The 23,393-nt window shown below is 42.0% G+C and carries 16 protein-coding genes and 1 CRISPR repeat array; of the genes, 6 read left to right on the top strand and 10 right to left on the bottom strand.

Going from position 1 to position 23,393, the window contains the following annotated elements; translation table 11 throughout:
* The first annotated feature begins 11 nt into the window (after nucleotides 1-11).
* Complete coding sequence (locus NLP_RS08400; RefSeq protein ID WP_104906002.1) at nucleotides 12-923, top strand: hypothetical protein; 912 nt, start codon at nucleotides 12-14, stop codon at nucleotides 921-923.
* Between the two features lie 718 nt (nucleotides 924-1,641).
* Nucleotides 1,642-5,283, top strand: coding sequence for a response regulator (locus tag NLP_RS08395; protein ID WP_104906001.1), 3,642 nt, complete (start codon nucleotides 1,642-1,644; stop codon nucleotides 5,281-5,283).
* A gap of 276 nt (nucleotides 5,284-5,559) precedes the next feature.
* Here NLP_RS08395 and NLP_RS08390 read toward each other — a convergent pair whose 3' ends face one another.
* Both NLP_RS08390 and NLP_RS08385 read right to left on the bottom strand, forming a co-directional pair.
* Nucleotides 5,560-6,255, bottom strand: a complete 696-nt coding sequence (locus NLP_RS08390; protein WP_104906000.1) for a Uma2 family endonuclease — start codon at nucleotides 6,253-6,255, stop codon at nucleotides 5,560-5,562.
* Nucleotides 6,256-6,482: 227 nt separating this feature from the next.
* Complete coding sequence (locus tag NLP_RS08385) at nucleotides 6,483-7,499, bottom strand: ribose-phosphate pyrophosphokinase (RefSeq protein ID WP_104905999.1); 1,017 nt, start codon at nucleotides 7,497-7,499, stop codon at nucleotides 6,483-6,485.
* A gap of 995 nt (nucleotides 7,500-8,494) precedes the next feature.
* On the opposite strand from NLP_RS08385, the gene NLP_RS08380 reads away from it, so the two are divergent.
* Both NLP_RS08380 and bioD read left to right on the top strand, forming a co-directional pair.
* Nucleotides 8,495-10,243 (top strand): serine/threonine-protein kinase, encoded by a 1,749-nt coding sequence (locus NLP_RS08380; RefSeq protein WP_104905998.1) that lies wholly within the window; start codon nucleotides 8,495-8,497, stop codon nucleotides 10,241-10,243.
* Nucleotides 10,243-10,938: a dethiobiotin synthase gene (gene bioD / locus NLP_RS08375; protein ID WP_104905997.1), complete on the top strand. Its 696-nt coding sequence runs from the start codon at nucleotides 10,243-10,245 to the stop codon at nucleotides 10,936-10,938. Before NLP_RS08380 ends, bioD begins: the two co-directional genes overlap by 1 nt.
* A 223-nt stretch (nucleotides 10,939-11,161) precedes the next feature.
* Here bioD and NLP_RS08370 read toward each other — a convergent pair whose 3' ends face one another.
* Nucleotides 11,162-12,058 (bottom strand): ATP adenylyltransferase family protein, encoded by an 897-nt coding sequence (locus NLP_RS08370; protein ID WP_104905996.1) that lies wholly within the window; start codon nucleotides 12,056-12,058, stop codon nucleotides 11,162-11,164.
* A gap of 178 nt (nucleotides 12,059-12,236) precedes the next feature.
* Between NLP_RS08370 and NLP_RS08365 the strand changes: the two genes are divergently transcribed.
* Both NLP_RS08365 and NLP_RS08360 read left to right on the top strand, forming a co-directional pair.
* The gene (locus NLP_RS08365) at nucleotides 12,237-13,493 is read left to right on the top strand and encodes an HhoA/HhoB/HtrA family serine endopeptidase (protein ID WP_104905995.1); all 1,257 of its coding nucleotides are present in this window, start codon (nucleotides 12,237-12,239) and stop codon (nucleotides 13,491-13,493) included.
* Between the two features lie 355 nt (nucleotides 13,494-13,848).
* Entirely contained in the window at nucleotides 13,849-14,100 is a 252-nt protein-coding gene (locus tag NLP_RS08360) for a hypothetical protein (protein ID WP_104905994.1), read from the top strand.
* Between the two features lie 351 nt (nucleotides 14,101-14,451).
* Here NLP_RS08360 and aroF read toward each other — a convergent pair whose 3' ends face one another.
* The 7 genes from aroF to ldpA form a co-directional block, all read right to left on the bottom strand.
* Nucleotides 14,452-15,510, bottom strand: coding sequence for a 3-deoxy-7-phosphoheptulonate synthase (gene aroF / locus NLP_RS08355; protein ID WP_104905993.1), 1,059 nt, complete (start codon nucleotides 15,508-15,510; stop codon nucleotides 14,452-14,454).
* Nucleotides 15,511-15,796: 286 nt separating this feature from the next.
* Complete coding sequence (locus NLP_RS08350; RefSeq protein WP_104905992.1) at nucleotides 15,797-16,267, bottom strand: PAM68 family protein; 471 nt, start codon at nucleotides 16,265-16,267, stop codon at nucleotides 15,797-15,799.
* A gap of 11 nt (nucleotides 16,268-16,278) precedes the next feature.
* Nucleotides 16,279-16,548 carry a 30S ribosomal protein S15 gene (gene rpsO / locus NLP_RS08345; RefSeq protein WP_041565894.1) on the bottom strand — a complete coding sequence of 90 codons (270 nt, stop codon included), beginning with the start codon at nucleotides 16,546-16,548 and terminating at the stop codon, nucleotides 16,279-16,281.
* Between the two features lie 268 nt (nucleotides 16,549-16,816).
* Nucleotides 16,817-18,719: direct repeats of the CRISPR family, unit length 37 nt; unit sequence GTTTCAATCCCTAATAGGGATTTTAGTTGATTGCAAT.
* A gap of 348 nt (nucleotides 18,720-19,067) precedes the next feature.
* Nucleotides 19,068-19,391 (bottom strand): hypothetical protein, encoded by a 324-nt coding sequence (locus tag NLP_RS08340; protein WP_104905991.1) that lies wholly within the window; start codon nucleotides 19,389-19,391, stop codon nucleotides 19,068-19,070.
* A 179-nt stretch (nucleotides 19,392-19,570) separates the two neighbouring features.
* Nucleotides 19,571-19,750 (bottom strand): chlorophyll a/b-binding protein, encoded by a 180-nt coding sequence (locus NLP_RS08335; RefSeq protein ID WP_104905990.1) that lies wholly within the window; start codon nucleotides 19,748-19,750, stop codon nucleotides 19,571-19,573.
* Between the two features lie 508 nt (nucleotides 19,751-20,258).
* Nucleotides 20,259-21,992: a R3H domain-containing nucleic acid-binding protein gene (locus NLP_RS08330; RefSeq protein WP_104905989.1), complete on the bottom strand. Its 1,734-nt coding sequence runs from the start codon at nucleotides 21,990-21,992 to the stop codon at nucleotides 20,259-20,261.
* Nucleotides 21,993-22,066: 74 nt separating this feature from the next.
* Entirely contained in the window at nucleotides 22,067-23,227 is a 1,161-nt protein-coding gene (ldpA, locus tag NLP_RS08325) for a circadian clock protein LdpA (protein WP_104905988.1), read from the bottom strand.
* Nucleotides 23,228-23,393: the final 166 nt, after the last annotated feature.

Genomic DNA, 23,393 nt, shown 5'->3' with positions numbered 1-23,393 from the left:
AAACCGATAAAATGACATTAGAAAAAGAGCGAAGAACTATAGGAGTTTTCGCTGGGTATTCCGATGCACAATTGGTACTTCAGGAACTAAAAGCTTCTAATTTTCCAATGAACAAAGTTTCTGTTATTGCACGGAATACAGAAGAAAAAACTGATATTGCTGGTGTTGAAATTATAGAAAACACTGGCAATACATCCTCAAAAGATACTGCTGGAGCCGTTGCTAGTGATGCTTTCGGGAGTATTACTGAATTATCAGTTAGTGTAGCCCTCTTAGTTATTCCTGGTATAGGCTCAGTCATTTTAGCTGGATCGGAAGTAACTGCGATCGCTACCACCTTAGCAGGTGGTTTGCCTGCTTTGTTCCTAAGTTTAGGAATTTCTGAAAAGCAAGCACAGGGTTATAGCGATCTTGTCTGTAAAGGTTACTATTTGGTGATAGTGACCGGTATAGACATAGAAATTCGTCTTGCCAAGAGGATTTTTAATCGCCGTGATATTCAACAATGGGGGGTTTATGAGCCATACTCGACCCCAAATAATCGCTATAGACACGCACTTGGTGTTTTTTATCGGCGTCAAGACGCCGAAGGAGCGCTTACTGAACTGAAAACCGCTGGCTTTCCGATGAGTCAAATATCAGTAGTTGCTAAAAACACAAGTGAAATAAGTGATATTATTGAGGCAAATATCAGCAGTTCCCAATATAACTACACTAATTTAGGAATTTCTGATGATCTAGTCAGAGATTATGAGCATCATCTGACCCTTGGGCATTACTTGTTAGTACTAAAAGGTACTGATATCTATGTAGCAGGTGCAAGAGCTATTTTAGAGAGTAACAAGATTCAACATTTTAGTATCTATAGCCAATCAGAACTTGATGCGGCTAGAAGCGATCGCCAGGTTATTACCAACTTCTAGTTAATATCAATAGCTTTTATGACACACCATAATTGTGCATATTCCTAATAATTTATAGTCTAAGTAATACTTTCGTACTATAGATATATACTTTTATGGGTATAAGTTGTCTTTTTAAACCTTACATTTCCTGTGGAATTATACCGCTTGCGATCACTAAGGTTAAGGTTGCTGTGTATATTGATGTACAATGGCATAGATATCATATTCTACAGCAAAAGCGACTATATTTGGTGTTTATATAAATTGTGTTTTTATGAATTTAATTTTTAATATCTGGCTGTTTAATTTTACTATCAACCTTTTTATTAATGCCAAAGTTATTTAACCATTACAATAGAACTTTAAGAAACACCATTTTTTAGTGAAATGTAATATTAAGTTTATAATCTAAGCACAAGTCTTTAATTATCTATCGCAAGATTCAATTACAAAATCAGGTAGTTGCTTCTTTTGAAAGAAGTTATGCTCAGAACAATTTGTTGTTAAGAAAATTGTCAAAATGCTAGATAAAAATATTATGATTTAGATATATAATTATTAAAATAGCCTTACATTTGTAAAAAATGAGGATAAAGAATGATAATTGGCGTGCAAAAAACTAGATAGATTCTATATAAACTAAATTAAATATGATATGGCCAATTTATTTTGGATAGCCAAAACATAATCAAAATAGCCTTAAAAACAGAAATAATTTGAATACCTGTTTGGAATAATGTTGAACCGTTTGAAGATTGGAACCAAGATTGGAGCAAGTTTTGCCTTGAGTTTGGCAACTCTGGCCACCATTGGTCTAATCTCCTACCAAAGCACCAATCAGCTAATTGAAACTTCGAGCAAAGAAACCCATACTTACAAGGTGTTAAGTCAGCTTGAAGACCTCAACTTGCAACTGACAAATGCTGAGACTGGGCAACGCGGTTACGTTCTTACTGGAGAACAGCGCTATTTAGAACCTTATAATGCAGCCATTCAAGTACTGGATCAAAAACTTAAGGTTCTTCAGAATTTAACAGCAGATAATCCCAAGCAGCAACAGCAGCTGGATATTTTACAGCCATTAATCACTCAGAAGTTGGACGAGCTTAAAGAAACTATCGATTTGCGCCAGAACCAAGGTTTTGAAGCTTCTGTGAAGGTCGTTTTGACAGACCGGGGCAAGCAGCTAATGAGTGAAATCCGCAAAGTTATCCAGACGATGGAACATGAGGAGAATACACTGCTGAAACAGCGCTCTGAAAAGGCACAAGCAGCTGCTCGGCAAACACTTGCCAGTATTGTTTATAGTATTCCCTTATTCTCATTGCTCTTAGCTTTGATCGGATTCGCCCTGACCAGACATATCTCAGTACCGCTGAAGCGAGTTTCTGATTTGGCTCAAAAGGTGGCGGATGGCTATTTATCGGTCAGTTTACCAGATAGCGATCGCCAAGATGAAATTGGTGTGTTGACACGCATCTTCAACCAGATGATCGTTAATTTGCGAAACACAACTCAAAAAAATGAGGAGCAAAACTGGCTAAAATCTAACTTAGCTGAATTTACCCAGATGCTCCAAGGGCAGCGAAATCTGGAAAACGTGTCTCGAACGATCTTGTCAAATTTAGCACCACTGGTTGGGGCATCACAGGGCGTTTTTTATGCGATGAACTCTATAGACGACCAGCCGATCCTGAAGTTGTTGAGTAGTTATGCTTACAAAGAGCGGAAAAACCTAGCAAATCAGTTTCGCTTGGGTGAGGGATTAGTAGGACAATGCGCCCTAGAAAAACAAAGAATCCTCCTCACGGAAGTTCCCAGTGACTATATTCGTATCACTTCCGGCTTGGGAGAAGCACCACCTCTAAATATTATTGTGTTACCCATAGTATTTGAGGCGCAGGTAAATGCTGTAATTGAACTTGCCTCTTTTGGGCCTTTTAACCAGTTACACCTGACATTTCTAGAGCAACTGAGTGAAAATCTGGGTGTATTTTTAAATAACATAGCCTCACAAGTGCAAACTCAGCAACTACTTGAAGAGTCTGTTGCTTTAACAGAGGAACTGCAAACCCAGCAAGAAGAACTACAGCAAAGCAATCAACGCCTGGAAGAACAGACGCAAGACCTAGAGGAATCACAATTTCTTGTCAAGCAGTCTAACGAGGAATTACAACAATTAAATGAGGAGCTAGAAGAAAAGGCAGAATTATTAGAAGTTCAAAATCGAGAAGTTGCCCGCAAGAACCAGGAAGTTGAGCGGGCGAGGCAGTCTTTTGAAGAAAAAGCTGAACAACTGGCGTTGTCTTCCAAATATAAATCGGAATTTCTCGCGAACATGTCCCACGAACTGCGGACACCGTTAAATAGCCTGTTAATTTTAGCAAGGCTGCTCGCGGATAACTCTCTTAACAACTTGACTGACAAACAGGTAGAGTACAGTCGGACTATTTACTCGGCTGGGACTGATTTGCTGGAATTGATCAATGACATTCTAGATTTGGCAAAAATTGAGTCGGGTACTATGTCGCTCGATATTGAGCAAATTGCTCTTGCAGATTTGGTGATATCTCTAGAGCAGACTTTCCGACAAGTTGCCCACAATAAAGAACTCAGTTTTACTATTCAACTAGATGAGAAGTTACCCCCAACAATTTATAACGACTCCAAACGTCTGCAACAAGTACTGAAAAATCTCCTATCTAATGCCTTTAAGTTTACAGAACAGGGAGGTATAAAGTTACAAATTAGCATGGTAGATGAGGCAGCCCAAGTTGATAAGCCCACGATCGCTTTTGCCGTCAGCGACACGGGCATAGGCATTCCAGCCGAAAAGCAGAAGATTATTTTCGAGGCATTTCAGCAAGCAGATGGCACTACCAGCCGCAAGTACGGGGGGACTGGATTAGGTTTGTCCATCAGCCGTGAATTAGCTCAACTGTTGGGAGGGAGAATTGAACTACTCAGCCAACCAGGCCAGGGAAGCACCTTCACGCTTTACTTGCCCAGGCGACAGGAAAAGAATGGTCAAAATATCACCACACCACCTCTTGAGCCAACCACCTCTATCCCTACAGCATCGACCATAAAAGAAGTGTCAATGGTGGAAAACAGACCCACAAATGTGGACATCTCTCCATCAGTGAAAGTGCTTCCCAGCTTACCCAACGATATTCCAGATGATCGGGAAATAATTCAACCGGGCGATCGCATTCTGCTAATTATCGAGGATGACGATAAGTTCGCCCGCATCTTACTAGATATGGCGCGTCAGCAGGGCTTTAAAACTATTGTTGCTTTACAGAGCAAACAAGGTTTAGCACTAGCAGAACAGTTTAAACCCAATGCGATTATGCTAGATATCCACATGCCAGAGATGGATGGTTGGACGGTGCTGGATCGTCTGAAGCATAAACCAGATACCAGACATATACCAGTACACATACTTTCTGTTGATGAAAGACAACAACGGGGATTACAGCTAGGAGCGATTACCTATTTACAAAAACCCGTGTCTCCAGAAGCGCTAACTCAGGTATTGACTGAGATTAAAGGTTTTATTGAGCGTCAAGTAAAAAATCTCCTAATTGTAGAAGATGACCCCGTACAAGCCCAAAGTATTATCGAACTGATTGGTAACGGCGATGTCCAGAGTACAGCAGTAGGTACGGGGGCAGAAGCCCTCTCGATTTTGCGATCGCATTACTTTGATTGTATGGTACTGGATCTCGGTCTGCCTGATATGAGCGGGTTTACCCTAATTGAGCAGATAAAACTTGAACCCAAGCTTTTGAAACTGCCGATAATTGTTTACACCGGTAAAGAACTCAGCCGACAGGAAGAAACCCAGCTGCGGGGACTTGCAGAGACGATTATTATTAAAAATGTGCGATCGCCAGAGCGGTTGTTAGATGAAACTGCCCTATTTTTGCATCGGGTGCAAGCAAATTTGCCCACACCAAAGCGTCAAATGCTAGAGCAACTACATCAAACTGACCCGGTGCTGGCTAATCGGAAAATTTTGATTGTAGATGATGACCTCAGAAATATTTTTGCCCTAACCAGCTTTTTAGAAAGTTATCAAATGCAAGTACTATTTGCCGAAAACGGCAAAGATGGCATAGAGAGGCTGCAAACTAATCCTGAAATTAATATAGTTTTGATGGATATCATGATGCCGGAAATGGATGGTTACGAAACCACCCGCGCCATCCGCCAGCAACAACAGTTTCGCTCACTACCAATCATTGCTTTAACTGCCAAAGCCATGCCAGGTGATAAGGAAAAGTGCATTGAAGCTGGAGCTTCTGACTACATCACCAAACCTGTAGATACTGAGCAACTGCTTTCACTACTCCGGGTTTGGCTGTATCGGTAAGGAGTCAACCCCTTCTCTGCGAGACGCTACGCGAACGGGGAATTCAAAATTCAAAATTCAAAATTCAAAATTATTATCCCCATAAATAAATTTAGGGGATTGAAATAAGGATAAATTATTTCTAGTGTTTCGTATCTCGAAATAAATCTTTTTTCTTATCCATAAATTAATTTAGGGGCTTGTATCCTTTTCTGTTTTAGTCATCTTTTTTATTAGCCTTTTCCTAGAGAGCTTTTCCATACTTATTACATTCTTTAAAAAAAACTCAGTATATATCTATTCCCCATTTTCGATAGTCTCATTCAACTTTTGCATGAATTCTTGATGTTCAGTGGCGGCTAAACCTGCTTGTAACACAGATAATACCGTTGCCATTTCTCCTGACAGTAAGGCAGGCACCACCAACCACAACCCCGGAAACACCTGACTGCGAATAATTCCCTGGTCATCAATTGGTAGCGAAACATACTCGTCCGCTTGCAGCCTAAACCAATCCAACTGATTATCTAATGTTCGCCAGACAATATACTCCTGTACTCCATTCCGTCGATAGGTGCGTTTTTTGTCATGTAAATCGATAGCTGCACTGCTTGCTGCCACTTCTATTACCAGTTCGGGTGCGCCTTGGATATAATCATCCTCATTAATCAATGCCTGTCTGCCCGGAATGAATAGTACCGCGTCAGGCTGTGGTTCATTATCTGGATCTAAACGCACTGTGGGTTCAATTCCCAAAACAACGCCAGGGGTTGCAGTTTTATAGTTCCATAACCACCCGATCAGGTCTCCATGTGGTTCTCCATGACTTTTAATTCTCAGTGGCGATGCCATGATATACACAACTCCCTCAACCAGTTCAGCTTTTCTTAGATGCGGCATTGCCTGATAACGACGCTCAAATTCGCAGCGAGATAAGCGATCGCCATTTTCCAAAGGTAAAACTGAAATCACTTTTTTAGGAGTTGCAACCATCCCTTTGTCCTCTTTACCCAAATTGTCCAAACTGAATCAAAGTATTCTAATTTGGCAGTGTTGCATCCATTTTACTACCGCAGATGAAAAAGCTCTTGTGCAGCGATTAGGGCTGCTTTTGCCCACAAGGGACCGTTAGTGTTGGCGTAATAACTAAAAGCAAAAGCCCACACTGCACCCGATCAAGGGGTCAATGTGGGTAATTTATCCCTGTAACGGGAATGTATTTAGCGGAACATACTACTGACTGAAGTATCTTCATGAATTCGCCAGATAGTTTCTCCCAAAAGATTTGCTACTGACAGCACCACTAGTTGTGAAAAACGATTGTTTTCTGGTATGGGAATGGTATTGGTGACAATGACTTCCTCAAACAAGCCACTGGACAACCGCTCCATCGCCGGTGGAGAGAACACCGCATGAGTTGCACAGGCATATACTTGACGTGCTCCTTCTTCACGCAGTAATCGCGCCCCTTCCGCGATCGTTCCTCCAGTGTCGATCATGTCATCCACCAACACTGCCGTTTTGCCTTTAACATCGCCGATGACATTTAATACTTCTGCAACATTATGTGCCTGACGACGTTTGTCAATAATCGCTAGTGGAGCATCATTCAGTTTTTTCGCAAATGCCCTAGCTCGCGCTACACCACCAACATCAGGAGAAACAACTACCACGTCTGGCAGTTGTTTGCTGGCTAGATAATCTAGCAATACTGGTGAACCGTAAACATGGTCAAAGGGTATATCGAAATAGCCTTGAATCTGAGCCGAGTGTAAATCCATTGCGAGAACGCGATTGGCACCTGCTTCGGTGATCAAGTTAGCAACTAGCTTGGCGGTTATTGACTCTCGTCCTGCCGTTTTGCGATCAGCACGAGCATAGCCATAGTAGGGAATTACTGCCGTCACCTGTCGCGCAGAAGCTCGACGACAAGCATCAACCATAATCAATAATTCCATTAAATTATCGTTTACAGGTTGACAACATGGCTGGATTAAATAGACATCACAACCCCGAATCGATTCTTGGATTTGAACGTAAAGTTCTCCATCCGCAAATCTTTTGCGAATCATTGGCCCCAAGTCCATGCCCAGATAACGAGCAACTTCTTGAGACAGTTGTAAATTGGCAGAGCCAGAAAACAGCCGCAGGCGATGATTATCGTTCAGTCCTGTTGCAGATGGTTGCACTTTGAAAGTTGCAGAACTGAGCACAGCAGATCCTCTATGTGCATTCATAGCAATATTATCATTAGAGATTTAATAGATTTAACCAAGAAATAGCCTAAAAAAACATCTGTAAGCTTTGTTGAAGCTTCCATACAAAATTTAAACATTTTTGCATAAATTTATTATTCGCTGATTATCTAGTCTTCTTTGCAAAGAAGCTATTGATAGCTTAACTGACATCAAGTCCATCCACTAGGTCTATAGTTCAATTTTTTGGTTGAGGTAAATAACCCTAATCGCTTAAACATTATTTGGTCTGGTAGGTTCTTCTAATTACCTCATTGATAGCTGAAAGTAAAGGATTGACAACTTTAGTGATATTAAAGAGTTTGTCCTCACACAGTATAGCACCTCTTCCTAAGTAGACTAATGGTATTTTATTACTCTATCGTCCACGCATTGACAAAAACGACAATTATAGAGCCTAGAAGACGCTAGCTGTAGACAAAATTTATTTACGCACTAGCAAGTTTTTAGATAAAGTTTGAATAAAGATTAAATAAAGATTAAATAAAGAGATTTTTTTTGATCTTAAAACATTACTTAACATAAAGAATTCTACTTAAGTAAACAGTTGTAAATATTTTTACTGAAAAGTTTTTAGTTAAATATAGAAAAATTGTTCAATATCAATAAATATCCTAGATATTGAATCTGTCCACGAACATCCTGTCAACTGTCAGCTACCAATCACCGCTGAATTAGTTAGTACCCGTATTATTTAGGGTATAAAATTAATACTGTTGGGTATGCTCTGATTTTTGGGTGGTTGCGATCGCTCGACTTGGGTGCAGGGATAACCGCATCCGTCCTGCGACTCAAACGGATGATAATTTTGGATGTTGGGGCGATCGCCACTCGAATAAATTTGGGAAATAGCCCAATGGCAGAATTTTTGGAATTTTACAGTAGAATATTGCCGCAGGTAACTGTACGTCGCCTCTTGGACTTAATCTTTGTGGGTGACTTCCTCCTCAGTTGCTACTACACTCAATCAATCGATCATGCAACCACCGATTACAGTTGGCACTGTCTTGCAAAACCGTTACCGCATAATTCAAATTCTCGGACAAGGAGGATTTGGTAGAACCTATCTGGCAGAAGACCAGAGGCGCTTTAACGAACTTTGCGCGATCAAGGAATTGAATTCAACAGCAAGGTCGGCTTTAGATTGGGAGAGGGCACAAGAGCTTTTTCACCGAGAAGCTGCCATTTTATATCAAATCGAACACCCACAAGTGCCGAAATTCCGGGAAAGATTTGAGCAAGACCAACGCTTATTTTTAGTGGAGGACTACGTTGCAGGTCAGACGTACCGAACTCTACTGGCTGAACGTCAAGCTGTGGGTAAAACTTTCACAGAGGCTGAAGTATTGCAGCTGATACAAATGTTGTTGCCTGTTTTAGAGCATATTCACAGTCGAGGAATTATTCACCGAGATATCTCGCCAGAAAATATTATTTTGCGAGATAGTGATGCTAAACCTGTGTTAATTGACTTTGGAGTGGTAAAGGAACTGGCAACACGTTTACGATCGCCAGATAATCCGCTACCAGAAACCACCGTGGGAAAATTAGGCTACTCTCCTAGCGAACAAATGCAAACAGGGGGAGCTTATCCTAGTAGTGATTTGTATGCATTAGCGGTAAGCGCGATTGTTTTGTTAACTGGTAAAGAACCAAAGGATCTATTTGATCAAAACCAACTAACTTGGAATTGGCAGCGGTGGGTAAAAGTGAACCCACGATTTGCCCAGGTTTTGAATCGAATGTTGAATCATATACCGAGCGATCGCTATCAAAGTGCTGCTAGTGTATCTCAAGCACTACAACCTTTACAAGAAGTTAGTCTTCCTAATGTAAATGTGTCTAACTTGCAGACAATGGCAGTTAGTCGCCGTCCCGACTTAGTAGCACCAGCAGCTTCACCCAAAAAACCCGCTCCTGTGATTCCATCAAGTCCCAGTAGCTCAATTTTGGATAATCCGTTAGCGATCGCCGCAATTGGCATTGCTGTCGTGATCGTAGCAGGATTTGGTTCTTGGGCACTAGTCAGTTCCATCCGCAGTCAGTCGAAAACACCAGATGAGACGCTTCCACAAAATTTCCCTTCACCAGTAATTTCTGGTGGTACTACATTCACACCAACACCGACGCCTACATTCACACCAACACCGACGCCCACACCCACACCTACTAACGATCGACCTGTTGTATCTACTAAGCGCCTCAAGCTTACAGCGTCTAAGCCAACCACGGTTGAAGGTACTCTCAAAGCAAATCAAATCATCCAGTACAGCTTTTTTGGGCGAGAAGGTGCTAAATTAAACACCTTTATTGACCCAGGAAGCAGCATTCTGCTAACAGTCTTAAGTCCCAATGGACAACCAATCGAGAATACTGCCCAACAAGTCACATTTTATCAAGGCACATTGTTGGTTACTGGTAGATATACTATTGAGTTAACTCTGCTTTCAGGAGTTGCTGAAAGCAATTACAACCTCAATGTTGGATTAGAAAAACCAGTCAAACCAACATCGACAGAAGCACCCTTGCCAATTCCGACAGAAACACCTTTGCCAATTCCCACAGAGACACCTTTGCCAATTCCCACAGAGACACCTTTGCCAATTCCGACAGAAACACCTTTGCCAATTCCCACAGAAACACCCTTGCCAATTCCGACCATTACTGAAGCGCCGACTTTGCCGCCGACTGATGGAACACAACCATTTTCTGGCCAAAGAAATTAATGTTAAATACACTACTGATTACTGGAACTGATACGGAAGCTGGTAAAACTGTTTTAACAACAGCGTTAGCAGCCTATTGGCAAAAATATTACCCGCAGCGTCGCTGGGGAATCATGAAACCGATTCAATCGGGGACTGGCGATCGCGAGTGGTATCAAAAGCTATTTGTGCTAGAACAATCTGCTGAAGAAATTACACCTTTATACTTTCAAGCACCTCTTGCTCCTCCGATAGCAGCAGCACGGGAAAATCGCCGAGTAGATTTAGCACTTGTGTGGCAAGCTTTGTCTAAGTTGCGATCGCAGCGTGATTTTGTACTTGTAGAAGCCTTGGGAGGGTTAGGTTCACCAATAACTGAGGAATTAACGGTAGCTGATTTGGCGGGGGAATGGCGTTTACCAACAGTATTGGTAGTACCAGTGAGATTGGGTGCGATCGCTCAAGCAGTGGCGAATGTAGCATTAGCTAGACAATCGCGCATCAATCTTAAAGGCATTGTTTTGAACTGCGTACAACCCCGAACGGATGCAGAAATAGCCGACTGGACACCATTTCAATTGATTCAATCACTCACTAACACGCCAGTTTTAGGCTGCTTACCTTATCTAGATAACCTGACTGATTTAGATAAACTTGCTCAAATAGCATCAGATTTAGATTGGGAAACACTAACACTGGAGAATGATTTAAATTGACATTATCGAAGGAAGGCAGTAAAACTTTTTATGTCTGATATTTAAGTCTTGCATTTTGTACCTCACCTGCTTGAAAACTGCTGTATATCCCAATACAGTTCAGTTAAGCATTTCTTCCTTCTCTTTGCGTCCTTTGCGTCCTTGGCGGTTCGATAAAAAATTGACTTTGGCAAAGGATTTTAGCCTTAACTGAACCGTATTGCTGTATATCCCACCAACTCAATTAGGATACAGCAACATTTTTGAGGATAGTCATCGGCCCTTGGGTTTTGAGAATCTCCATTTCTGCCGCGTTTCGCACCAGCAGCGCACCAGCGAATCCTAATGAATTCACAGAGATAGATTGGAAATGCTCGTGCGATCGCGGTACGATTAACATCCATTCTCGTGTCGCTAGCAGATTGTAAGCACCAGACTGCTTTGCATCTAAACCCACAGCATGACGCAAAGTGTGATAAATTTCCAGTGTTGCTTGGGCCCCTGCGAATGGCGATCGCACCCAATTAGAATTTAGTGATGCGAAAGCGTGTACAAAAGGAAGCTTTGCTAAAGTTGCGTTCGAGTTCTGAAATTGTGCTGATGTTAGTAAAGGTTCAATCGGTATTTGCAACCCTGAAGGGGCAAGTGGTAGGGGTACTAATTGTAAGTGCTTGTGTCGCTGACTAGCACCTGCGGTTTTGCTACTGTTGTAAAATGCTAAACCATCGAAATCAGCCAAACACGCCCACATAGCCGTAAAATCTTCCAGCGTGAGTAAGCTTTCTTGTTCCTCGAAACCACGGGTGATGATTAGCAGATGATAATCTACAACATTGAATTTATTTAAAATACATACATGGGTATCGGAGATATCCGCCACAAATAAATCCTCTTCGTAGGGCAAAAAAGGATTAAACTCTTCACCAGAAGTAGCAGATTGTTTTTCCTGTTTCTTCTTAGCTGCTTTTTTGCGATTCAGGTTAGATAAAATCCGCACTAAAAAGCGCACACCATCCTGTTCGACAAATTCAAATTCTGTCGGAATCGAGAGTAGTGCCCCACATTGCAAGGCATATTCAGTCCGTTCTTTAACACTTGTCCATAAAGTGCCAGGTTTAAGTAAGATTTTCCCCTGTGCCATTTTTATTCCTTCAGGCATGGTAAAGAGTACGCAGCGATGTACGTCTCTACGAATGACTATATTCCAATACGGTTTAATAAAATACCAAAGCTTTCACAACAATGCAATACCTCCGCAACAAAACTGTCACAAATCATATCTACATTAGTAATACATCTAAATATCCTTCCAGACAGCAATGCAAAACGAATCTCGCGACAGAGAACACCCATCAAATAGCATTCCACATAACACTGCTGATGCCAAATATCGTAAACCCTGGAGAAAAGCTGCCGCCTCTCTATCGCTGGTGTTGCTGGGATCGGGTATGACATTGGCAGGCGGCTATATGGCTGGACACTCTCAGCAGGTATCTGAAAATGCATCTAATTTGGCAGTAAGTCGAGTAAATGCTGCTCCTCCATTACCAGCAGGCACAGATCCTAACTTTGTTATCCAGGTGGTGCAAAAGGTCGGGCCAGCTGTGGTGCGAATTGACTCTTCCCGAACCGTAAAAACCCAAATACCAGATGAATTTAACGATCCACTTTTCCAACGCTTTTTCGGCTCTCAAATGCCAGAACAACAGGATCGTGTAGAAAGGGGTACTGGTTCAGGTTTTATTATTAGTGCTGATGGTCGTATTCTTACCAACGCCCACGTAGTTGATGGTGCTGATACCGTAACAGTAACACTCAAGGATGGGCGGAGCTTTAAAGGTAAAGTATTAGGAAAAGACGAGTTGACCGATGTTGCTGTTGTGAAGATTCAAGCAGACAATCTCCCATTAGTAGCCTTGGGTAACTCAGATAAACTACAACCCGGAGAATGGGCGATCGCGATCGGCAACCCCCTTGGATTAGATAATACAGTAACTACCGGAATCATCAGTGCCACTGGACGCAGTAGCAATTTAATCGGCGCTCCTGATAAGCGAGTAGAGTATATTCAAACAGACGCCGCAATTAATCCCGGTAACTCTGGCGGCCCCCTGCTAAATTCTCGTGGCGAGGTAATTGCCATGAATACAGCTATTATTCAAGGGGCACAAGGATTAGGCTTTGCTATTCCTATCAACACAGCACAACACATTTCCAGTCAACTAATAGCTACAGGTAAAGTAGAACATCCTTACCTAGGAATTCAGATGGTGGGGTTAACACCTCAGCTAAAACAAAATATCAACTCAGATCCCAATAGTGGTTTGAGTGTGAATGAAGATAAAGGTGTATTAGTTGTAAAAGTTATACCAAATTCACCAGCTGCTAAAGCAGGGATACGTGCTGGTGATGTTATCCAAAAGCTTGGCAATCAAGCAGTCACAGATGCCAGTAGTGTCCAAAAGGCAGTAGAAAATAGTCAAGTCGGAAGCGACTTACGTATGGAATTACGTCGCAATGGGCAGAATCTTAACATAGCTGTGCAACCTGGTGCTTTCCCCACACAGGTGCAATAAAAATTTTACTATCAATTGAATAAAAGTGAATTTTCTGGGATGGGTATTTTGCCCGTCCCTTTTTTTCAGGTGGCAAAATTGAGTTGCAGTAAGCGTATTGCCGTCAGGTAGGCACTGCCACAAACATCAAAATCGAAGTTTTCAGTATTAATAGTGCCACCCTCTAAAAATAGTTTTATTCAATAGCAGAGTCATGTTTACATTTTTTATCCATGACATTAGTCACGGTTCAAATAATGACTTTTATCACTACTGTATAGCTCTTTTCAGCCCTAGTATTTATTTGTCAAAGGAATTAATATTTTATGAAAAATTAATTTTTTTGATGTCAATATCATAAAAGGAAAGTTTGCGAATGAGTATTAAAAGAATGCTTGCTAGTGCAGCGCTGATTTTACCAATTGCTGTTACCTTTATTCCTTTTCAAGCCGATGCTCAGATCAGACGACCAGTTAGGCGATCGGTTCCAGCTAGAATAATCAGAAGACCAGTGCGATTTAGAGTTCATACCCCTGTGCAAGCGAGAAGGAGAATATTTCTTCCTGGACGTTGGGTGCAAACAAATCGTGGTCGCCACTGGATACCTGCTCGCTATGTATATCGATAAAAAGTCTTACAATTGCAAAAAAATATTGTCCTTCAATATTAATTGCAGATTTCTTTTTTCATAGCTTTAGTTAGTGTTTAAAAATCCCCTTTATAAAATTTCTAAAGGGGCATTCTTTCATATTTACAATAAATAGGTAGGCATAATTAAACATACAAAAAAATCCTAGTTTGTAGTAAGCAATTTATCGCTTCTTCAGATTTATCAAGACTAAAGTCTTGACCCAACGGGAAAGTTAGTTGCTCACGGGGGAAACCCCCTTGGCGCTAGCCTCTCCCTTTGGGAGAAGACCGCGCTAACTCACTACAAACTTTGATTTATTTATGCCTAGCAATAAGTTGTAACTGAATTTTAAGCTAGAGCCACTGCTGGTTGCTGCCAGCGTCCCACTGCCTTGCCAATTACTGCCAATTCTTGCATCAAGTTATCGAAACGGTCTGGTGTCAAAGATTGGGGCCCGTCGGATAAAGCTTTGGCAGGATTAGGGTGAACCTCTATCATCAGGGAATCTGTGCCAGCTGCGATCGCAGCCATTGCCATTGAAGGCACAAACTCAGACCAACCTACGCCGTGGCTGGGGTCAATCATGATTGGCAGGTGAGTCAGCTTTCGCAACACGGGCACTACTGATAAATCCAGTGTATTTCGCGTATACTGACGGTCAAAGGTGCGTATTCCCCTTTCACACAAAATTACATTGGGATTGCCGGATGCCAGAATATACTCGGCTGCCATCAACCAATCTTCAATAGTAGCTGCCATTCCCCGCTTCAACAGAACTGGTTTCGGCTGCGCTCCCACTTTTTTGAGCAAGGAGAAATTTTGCATATTTCTTGCGCCCACCTGAATCACGTCAGCAACTTCGGCAATTTTATCCAGGTCTACGGCATCCATCACTTCTGTAATAATACCTAGTCCGCTAACTTCCCGCGCCCTTGCCAACAAATCCAAAGCACTCTCGCCGTGTCCTTGGAAGGCATAAGGTGAAGTCCGGGGTTTGTATGCGCCTCCGCGCAAAAATGTGGCTCCAGCCGCCTTGACGCGCCGCGCCGTCTCTACAATCATTTCTTCATTTTCTACGGAGCAGGGGCCAGCAACGACTACCAAAGGCTGATGTTCGCCAAATACTACTGCTCCATCAGGAGTATTAACCACCACTTCCGAAGCTTCGCCGTGGCGGTACTGACGGCTAGCTCGTTTGTAAGGCTGTTCTACCCGTAACACCTGCTCAATCCAGGGGCTAAGTTCCTGAATTTGTAGCGGGTCTAAGCTGGCAGTTTCACCTACTAGACCAATAACTACTTTGTGTTGACCAACAATTTTTTCTGGAGTTAGCCCCCAGCTAGTTAGTTCCTCATCAATGCGGTTTATTTCCGCCTCTGGAGAACCACTTTTCATTACTATAATCATTTGAAAGTTCCTGATTAATTAATTGAGTATAATTTTCTGTAAATAGGCTAACTTTATTGTTGCCTATTGGCCTAATTACAAATAGTTAAAAATAAAATTTGTTTACAAAATAAATAGACAAAATGTAGCGCTCAGTCAGTAGTTTTACTACTAAATAACTAGATAGGGGGTATAAAAAGGATTATATAATTTTAATTAGCAATGTTGAAGTGATAAAATTTCAACTTCAACATTCACTTTTTCATTTACCCAATATCACAGTTACTTAATACCTGAGCGCCGTTCATTATAAGTTTTTTTGCCGAGTTTCGCGCCAAGCTGCCACCATTCGTCCCCAATTGGTGTTGAACTCACCCAAACCCAGCAAACTTCCGACTTTTTCTTCATCCCAAGAGGCAGAGAGAACGCCATAAGTTATCCCTAAAACCCCCAAACCAAATAATCCCATGTTCACCAATAACACGGCGATGGGAGGTAGTCGGATGTCGGAGTAGATAGCAAGCAGATAGCTCACAACCAAGGCGCTAATGCCCAAAACTGTTGGTACACCACAGAACCCAGCTACCCGTCGGATCATCCGTTGGCTGACTACTTGGGGAATTGCCATCTCTTGTTTGGTGTAAACCACTTTTTTATCAGCCTGTTTGACGGATTCTTGGGGCTGTGATGCTGGTTTACTTGGAGTTTTTGCGGGTTTTTGGCGCTTTTTGTTCGGTTCAAAGGGCAAACGACTGCGTTCAGATTCTTCAGCAGACATAAGCGGTAGTCCTATCCACGAATACCGAGACGAGCAATCAAAGCTTGATATTTTTCCCGGCTTTCTTGCGATATATAAGCTAGAAGACGCTTGCGCTGGCCAATTAGCTTCAACAGTCCCCGCCGGGAAGAATGGTCTTTTTTATTTGCCTGGAGATGTTCGCTGAGGCGGTTAATGCGCTCAGTTAGCATAGCAACTTGGACATCGGCCGAGCCAGTGTCAGTTTCGTGAACTTGGTAGTTGGAAATTATTTCTTGTTTCCGCAGTTGCGTCAGGGCCATGGTCGATTCAGTTTCTAGTTTTTCTAAATGTATGCAGCAGTCTCCTATAATATCACAGCCCTCAAGCTAGGACGTGGAATGATCCGTTGAGTAATGTTTGTATGTATTTATACTAAAATATTAGAGGACAACTCCCAGTATAATTATTTTTAATCCTTAATAGGCGACTTCCAGAAAATAAATTCTGCCATTAAAATAATGATAATCATTTTAATGAGGGGTGTGAAGGGGCTGCCGACGGCAGCCCCTTCACACCCTAGCATTTTACGTTTCAATCCCTAATAGGGATTTTAGTTGATTGCAATTTAGAGGCTTTCATTCCATTCTTAGGCGTATTGAAGGGTTTCAATCCCTAATAGGGATTTTAGTTGATTGCAATTAATCGCCGTCAGCCATTAACCTATACTGATAAGCTGTTTCAATCCCTAATAGGGATTTTAGTTGATTGCAATGTTACTTTTTTAGCGATCGCAGTAGTCATAAGGGTTTCAATCCCTAATAGGGATTTTAGTTGATTGCAATTGTATGACAAATCTAAAACCGCATTCTTACGCGTTTCAATCCCTAATAGGGATTTTAGTTGATTGCAATCAAATCTTCTACAATAAAAGCCCCCTCTAGTAAGCGTTTCAATCCCTAATAGGGATTTTAGTTGATTGCAATATTCTTAGGCGTATTGAAGGAACCCACAGAAAAAGTTTCAATCCCTAATAGGGATTTTAGTTGATTGCAATGCATTTAAGCAATCAATTTCGTCTGATAGCTGACTGTTTCAATCCCTAATAGGGATTTTAGTTGATTGCAATATTAGAAAACAAGATTGCTGAGGATGTAGATCCTGTTTCAATCCCTAATAGGGATTTTAGTTGATTGCAATACGTGCATTCCAGTGGTTTTAGCATAGTCGGAGAGGTTTCAATCCCTAATAGGGATTTTAGTTGATTGCAATCCCAATAATTGCAGATTGCACCCCGCCAAAGACAAGTTTCAATCCCTAATAGGGATTTTAGTTGATTGCAATTTAGAAAAATTATACCTTTAATAAACTTGTTACCGTTTCAATCCCTAATAGGGATTTTAGTTGATTGCAATTTGTTACCATGTTTATTAAAGTTGGTACCAGGTATTGTTTCAATCCCTAATAGGGATTTTAGTTGATTGCAATTGCACAGTATCACGCCAACTGCAAGAATCTATTAGTTTCAATCCCTAATAGGGATTTTAGTTGATTGCAATGCGAGACACAATGCTTCTAAGTACAGGTTCATGTTTCAATCCCTAATAGGGATTTTAGTTGATTGCAATTAATTTTTCTCAAAATATAATTCCTAGCATAAAAGTTTCAATCCCTAATAGGGATTTTAGTTGATTGCAATACAGTTATCTGATGTTTGCCAGTAACTATTAGTGTTTCAATCCCTAATAGGGATTTTAGTTGATTGCAATTCTTAACTGGTGCTAAAGTAAGCATAAGAAATTGGGTTTCAATCCCTAATAGGGATTTTAGTTGATTGCAATAGGGAGGTTTATCAATGCTTCGGTGGCCCCCTATCGTTTCAATCCCTAATAGGGATTTTAGTTGATTGCAATTCACCTGTTACAAGCGTCCCGGCTGCGGTGTTTTTTGCGTTTCAATCCCTAATAGGGATTTTAGTTGATTGCAATGTAATTCGCGGTAATTGGCGGCCAGTTTTTCAGCCAGTGTTTCAATCCCTAATAGGGATTTTAGTTGATTGCAATTTCTTTAATCGCTCCTCCAACATTAGCTTTTATTTTTAGTTTCAATCCCTAATAGGGATTTTAGTTGATTGCAATAGTACGCGGCGTGTGGAGTCCCCAATTCAAGCTCAAAGTTTCAATCCCTAATAGGGATTTTAGTTGATTGCAATCTTTGCCCCCTGCTTCCACCAAACCCAAGCTTCCAGTTTCAATCCCTAATAGGGATTTTAGTTGATTGCAATTTAAAAATCCGAAGGCGCAATTCTAATTCACCGTTTCAATCCCTAATAGGGATTTTAGTTGATTGCAATGCTCCTTGAGAGTGAACTAAGTATCAAATCTGTTTCAATCCCTAATAGGGATTTTAGTTGATTGCAATATCTTGTAGTATTCCTGCCTTCTAATCTCCGAAAGTGTTTCAATCCCTAATAGGGATTTTAGTTGATTGCAATGGCAAGCATCTGAAAGCCTTGTGTTATTTGGTTTTCAAGGTTCAATAGTGCGAATGCAAAAATCATAACATAAGGAATGGCAATTGTGCTAGATGTAAATAGCTGAAAGTCAGTCTACATAAGGTGCGCGGATGGTTTAAAGATGCTACAGCCCTCAAATCCTTGCATATACAGCAATTCAGCCATTTTTGTATTCCCCCCTTCCTGAACACCTACCCATCCGCGCATTTAGCGAAAAAACTAATCGGCTCGGAAAGCTGTTTACTTATAGATATTCTACTCAATTAGGTCAGCTGACTTTAGAGTGATGCCTACGCCTACGCAATTCCAGCATCTCCATGACTAACCTTATTTGGCAACGTCTTCAAAGTCTGTTATCGCACAAGCAAATTCTCTAAAAGCTGTTTTAATCAGAACCTCTTTCGTTCCTCTTTCCAGAGAAGAGTTGCGTATGAGGTCTGTTAATTCTATGAATAACAGAGAAAACATAAAACGATCTTGGCGGTCAACTTGTTTCAAGCAAGACAATATAAACTGATAAAGCTCTGTTTTTCTGGGTTTGGTTTGTTCATCCCATATTTGCAACCCAAGCCGAAAAGTTCTTAAGCGGATTTCATTGGTGTTGTATGACGCGTCTTTGTAGCGCACTGATACGCGTTGGGGTAGTTCCATGAGTTTTAACTATACATATTCAATGTAAAGTCATTATTCACTTATATTTTGGCTCAACCGGAAAAATCTGATATTTTGCACCAATCGTAACAGCCGCCATCGGTTAGAAACGAATGACTGGCGTGGAATATAGAGAATTTTGTAGGGTAGTACAGCAGTTCTACCCTACAATTGTTAATTTAGAGGATACCCCAGAAATGGAGTACCCCTTGACCAGAAAAAGCTTCAATCAAAATCGCAGATACAAAACCAATCATTGCAAGACGACCGTTCCAATTTTCACTCTGAGGAGTGAAGCCAAAACGTACAGCATTAGGATCTTCTGAAACAATAGGCGCAGTATTCTTAAAATCTGACATGAGCATAACTCCAAAGTTCAAGTGTTGTAGCAGTTGTAACTATCTGTAAAGTAATGTAACAGATGTTTAAAAAAATGCAAGATTGAGTGAATTAGGACTTACGCACTCTACTACGAATTATTCTCTACCAGACACTGCGTGATGCTAATGATGACAGCGAATTGGTGCGAGAAGATTAAATTATTAGCTTGAGTATAGATAATAATTTTGACGATTTTTGATGGTTAAAGCGCTTTTCAAATGCATAGACCTTTCTCCTAAAAGGCTACGGTGTACACATAAGTTATCCGATTACCCAAAAGTCCTCCAAAAACTCACCCTGTCCTGTCGGACATCTCTCTCTTTAGTAAGGAGAGGGACAGGTTTTGTATAGCAAAACCTTTCTTGAGGTATCTCAGGGGCTATGAGACTAACCGTAAATTGCCTTGACAAAGACTTGTGTGTACACCGTAGTTAAGCTGTTAGGGGAGACAAAGCTACGCTTTGGCTCTTTAGTGGGTTCTTAAAGTTACGCTGGATAAATCCGTAATCTTCTATTTGGTTCTTCGCCAAAACTATGCGACTTGAGGCGATAATGTTCTACCAACTCATGTTGCATTTTGCGGACTTGGGGAGAACGCGGCAATAACTCGACTGGCTGTCCTTTAGGAATCACAATTTGCTCAACAGCAAGTCTAGCTTCTTCTAAGGCATCCATTTCATCATCGCTACCATTGTGCAAAAACAATTGTAGTTCTCTATCATCGGCCATCTCTGGGTCGTCAATATTCAGCAACCGCCGCAAACCACGGGTAATTTGGGGAATGGTGCTGGACTTAATCACGTGGATGGGTACATGACGAGCTTTGGCCATTTGGCGTAATTTGGCGTGGTTTTTGACGTGCGATCGCAGTGCTAAAATTGCATCAGCACTATCTATATCCTTTGTCAATACCACGGGCAAAGTTAGCACGCTAATCACCTGTTCTAGTTGGTGGCGGCTAACCCCATAAGGGTAAACGTGCAATGGCAAATCTTCACCATTCGGCCCTGGCACTCTTGTAGCAGCATCAAAATCAATGCTCTCAGAATAATTGAAAGATTCATCTAGTAAACGGTCAAACTCACTGCGCCCAGTTACCCGCTCTACAGGCAATTGGGGTAGTGCGACCATTTGTCCAGATGAACGCCAGCCATTAGACGGTCGCGCCGATGGGAAAGAATCCTCCACTGTTCCTAGCTGTCCACCACGACCGTTGACAACAGCTAACTGACGTGTAACCGCAATTTTGCCGTGGTCATCAACGGTTCTCGTTTGTGGAGTAGGCTGACGCCCCCGCAGCAAATTATCTACGGTGTCAGCAACACTTTCGTGTACTGTCCAGCGTTGGCGTTCCAACATTTCCACCGCAATTTCAAAGGTAGGTGGGGCTTTCCGCTCTAAAACAGTCTTTTGAGAGCCTCGCCGTCTGGCTTCATCGTCTCCCAGGGTCACAGCTTGGATACCCCCAACTAAATCAGCTAGGGTGGGGTTTTTTATCAGATTTTCGATCTGATTACCGTGGGCAGTACCTACCAACTGTACACCCCGTTCCGCAATGGTACGAGCCGCTAAAGCTTCCAGTTCCGTGCCAATTTCATCAATGACAATGACTTCTGGCATGTGGTTTTCCACTGCCTCAATCATCACCTGATGCTGTTCATTTGGATGAGCCACTTGCATCCGCCGAGCGCGACCAATGGCGGGGTGGGCAACATCACCATCCCCAGCGATTTCGTTGGAGGTGTCAATAATCACCACTCGCTTATGCAGATCGTCAGCTAAAACACGGGCTATTTCCCGTAAGGCGGTAGTTTTACCCACGCCTGGACGCCCCAGCATGAGAATCGATTTACCAGTTTCTACCAAATCGCGGATCATGCCAATGGTTCCGAATACGGCTCGACCAACACGACAGGTCAAGCCAATAATCTTACCAGTGCGGTTGCGAATGGCGCTGATCCGATGCAAAGTTTGCTCAATTCCTGCCCGATTATCTCCGCCAAAGATTCCGACTCGTTGAATGCAATCATCTATTTGTTCTTGAGTAACCGGTACTTCGCTCAAATACTCAGCTTGATTAGGAAAGCGAGCCTCTGGGCGACGACCCAAATCCAAGACTACTTCTACTAAACTATCTCGTTTGGGATGACTCTCTAGTACTTGTTGCAGGTCTTGGGGCAAAATGTCTAATAACTTTTGGAGATCGTCTGTAATCGTCATGCTTTCTATGGTGACGTTTTTAGAGATAGCGAGGACATTTGCGTGCAGGAGAACCCGTCCTGGGTATTAAGCAATTAACGCTCCTGCTGTGACTTGATCTGGGAAACGAGAGAATGGGCAAATTTTACAGCTTGCCAAAGTAATATGTCATCTTCTTCTAGGCGAACAGTTGCCTTTACATTGGTGTTACTTACCTCCTTATTCTCTAATTGTTCAAGAATTGGTGACAGCAGTACACGGGCGTAGCTACCGTAGGCGACACCAGAAATTTTGGATTTTGGATTTTGGATTTTAGATTGTGGATTGGCTTCTTCTAATCTAAAATCTAAAATCGGCAATCTAAAATCGTTGAGTAGTCCCATTGCCTTTAATTTAGCAACGGTATAGCTATTAGTGCCGCCTGCTAACTGCACATATCCCGGTAAATTAGCTGCCAAAACTTTTTGCCCTAATTTCACCGCGGCTATTGTGGTGCCATCGCCAATATCACCACTCATCGGGCGACCGTCGGTTTGCCAAATTAAAGCACCCTTGAGTGGGGCAATCAGGTCATACAGCGCTCTCAAGTAGTCAATCATTCCTTCGCCATCAGGACAGCTGATAGCTAGTAACTTTAATCGATCGGCCCACGGTGAAATTGCTTGCCATAATCGCTCAAATTCTGCCAACCGCCCAACTCTTGTATGGATTTCTACGGCATCTACTCCCGTTGACATTATCAAGGGCGCGATCGCTCCTGGCGTTGTCACGTATGAAGCTGTATAAATTATACTATAAGGGCAAATTGGGATGCAACGACCGCAGCCATAACACTTTTCGGATACTACTCCTGAAAAGTCTTCTTTGATACTGTCAAACACGATCGCTTGTGCCGGACAAATCCGTTCGCAGGGTCTAGGGCAGTCTGTAGGACACTCATGAGGATTGAATTCTGCTTTGCGAAAATGGGGGTCTTCTCCATCGTTTAGGCTGACCATCAAAAAGGGTAAATTGCCTTTGTAGTCAAATCCTCGCTTTTGGGCATCCTTAGCCAGAGATTTGGCTGCTTGTAGCCCTGATTGCGCTGCTGCGATTACTGCTGGATCAGCTGCAACATCTATGCAGTCAGCGCCCGCCAAAGTATAGGCTAACGTTAAACTTCTGACTGCCGGCAAATGCTGGAAGCTGGCTCCGCAGATCAGCTTGAACCAGTCACCTTGTTTGAGAGATTGTAAAGGGGCGAACAGATCAGTCACTATTCTATTATGCGTTTATACGACTAAAAATAGTAGTCCGCGATCGAGAAAAAGTCCGAATTTGCTGATTTAGGGTTTATTGAATTGGGCATTGGGCATGGGGCACAAAAAACAGAGGTGCAGAGGGGATAAAATTCTTACTACAACTTCTCTTCTCCCCTGCTCC

It is taken from the genome of Nostoc sp. 'Lobaria pulmonaria (5183) cyanobiont', assembly GCF_002949795.1.
In the GTDB taxonomy this organism is placed as follows: Bacteria; Cyanobacteriota; Cyanobacteriia; order Cyanobacteriales; family Nostocaceae; genus Nostoc.
The sequence above is the reverse complement of the archived record's forward strand: the minus strand, read 5'-3'. Positions and strand labels throughout refer to the sequence as shown.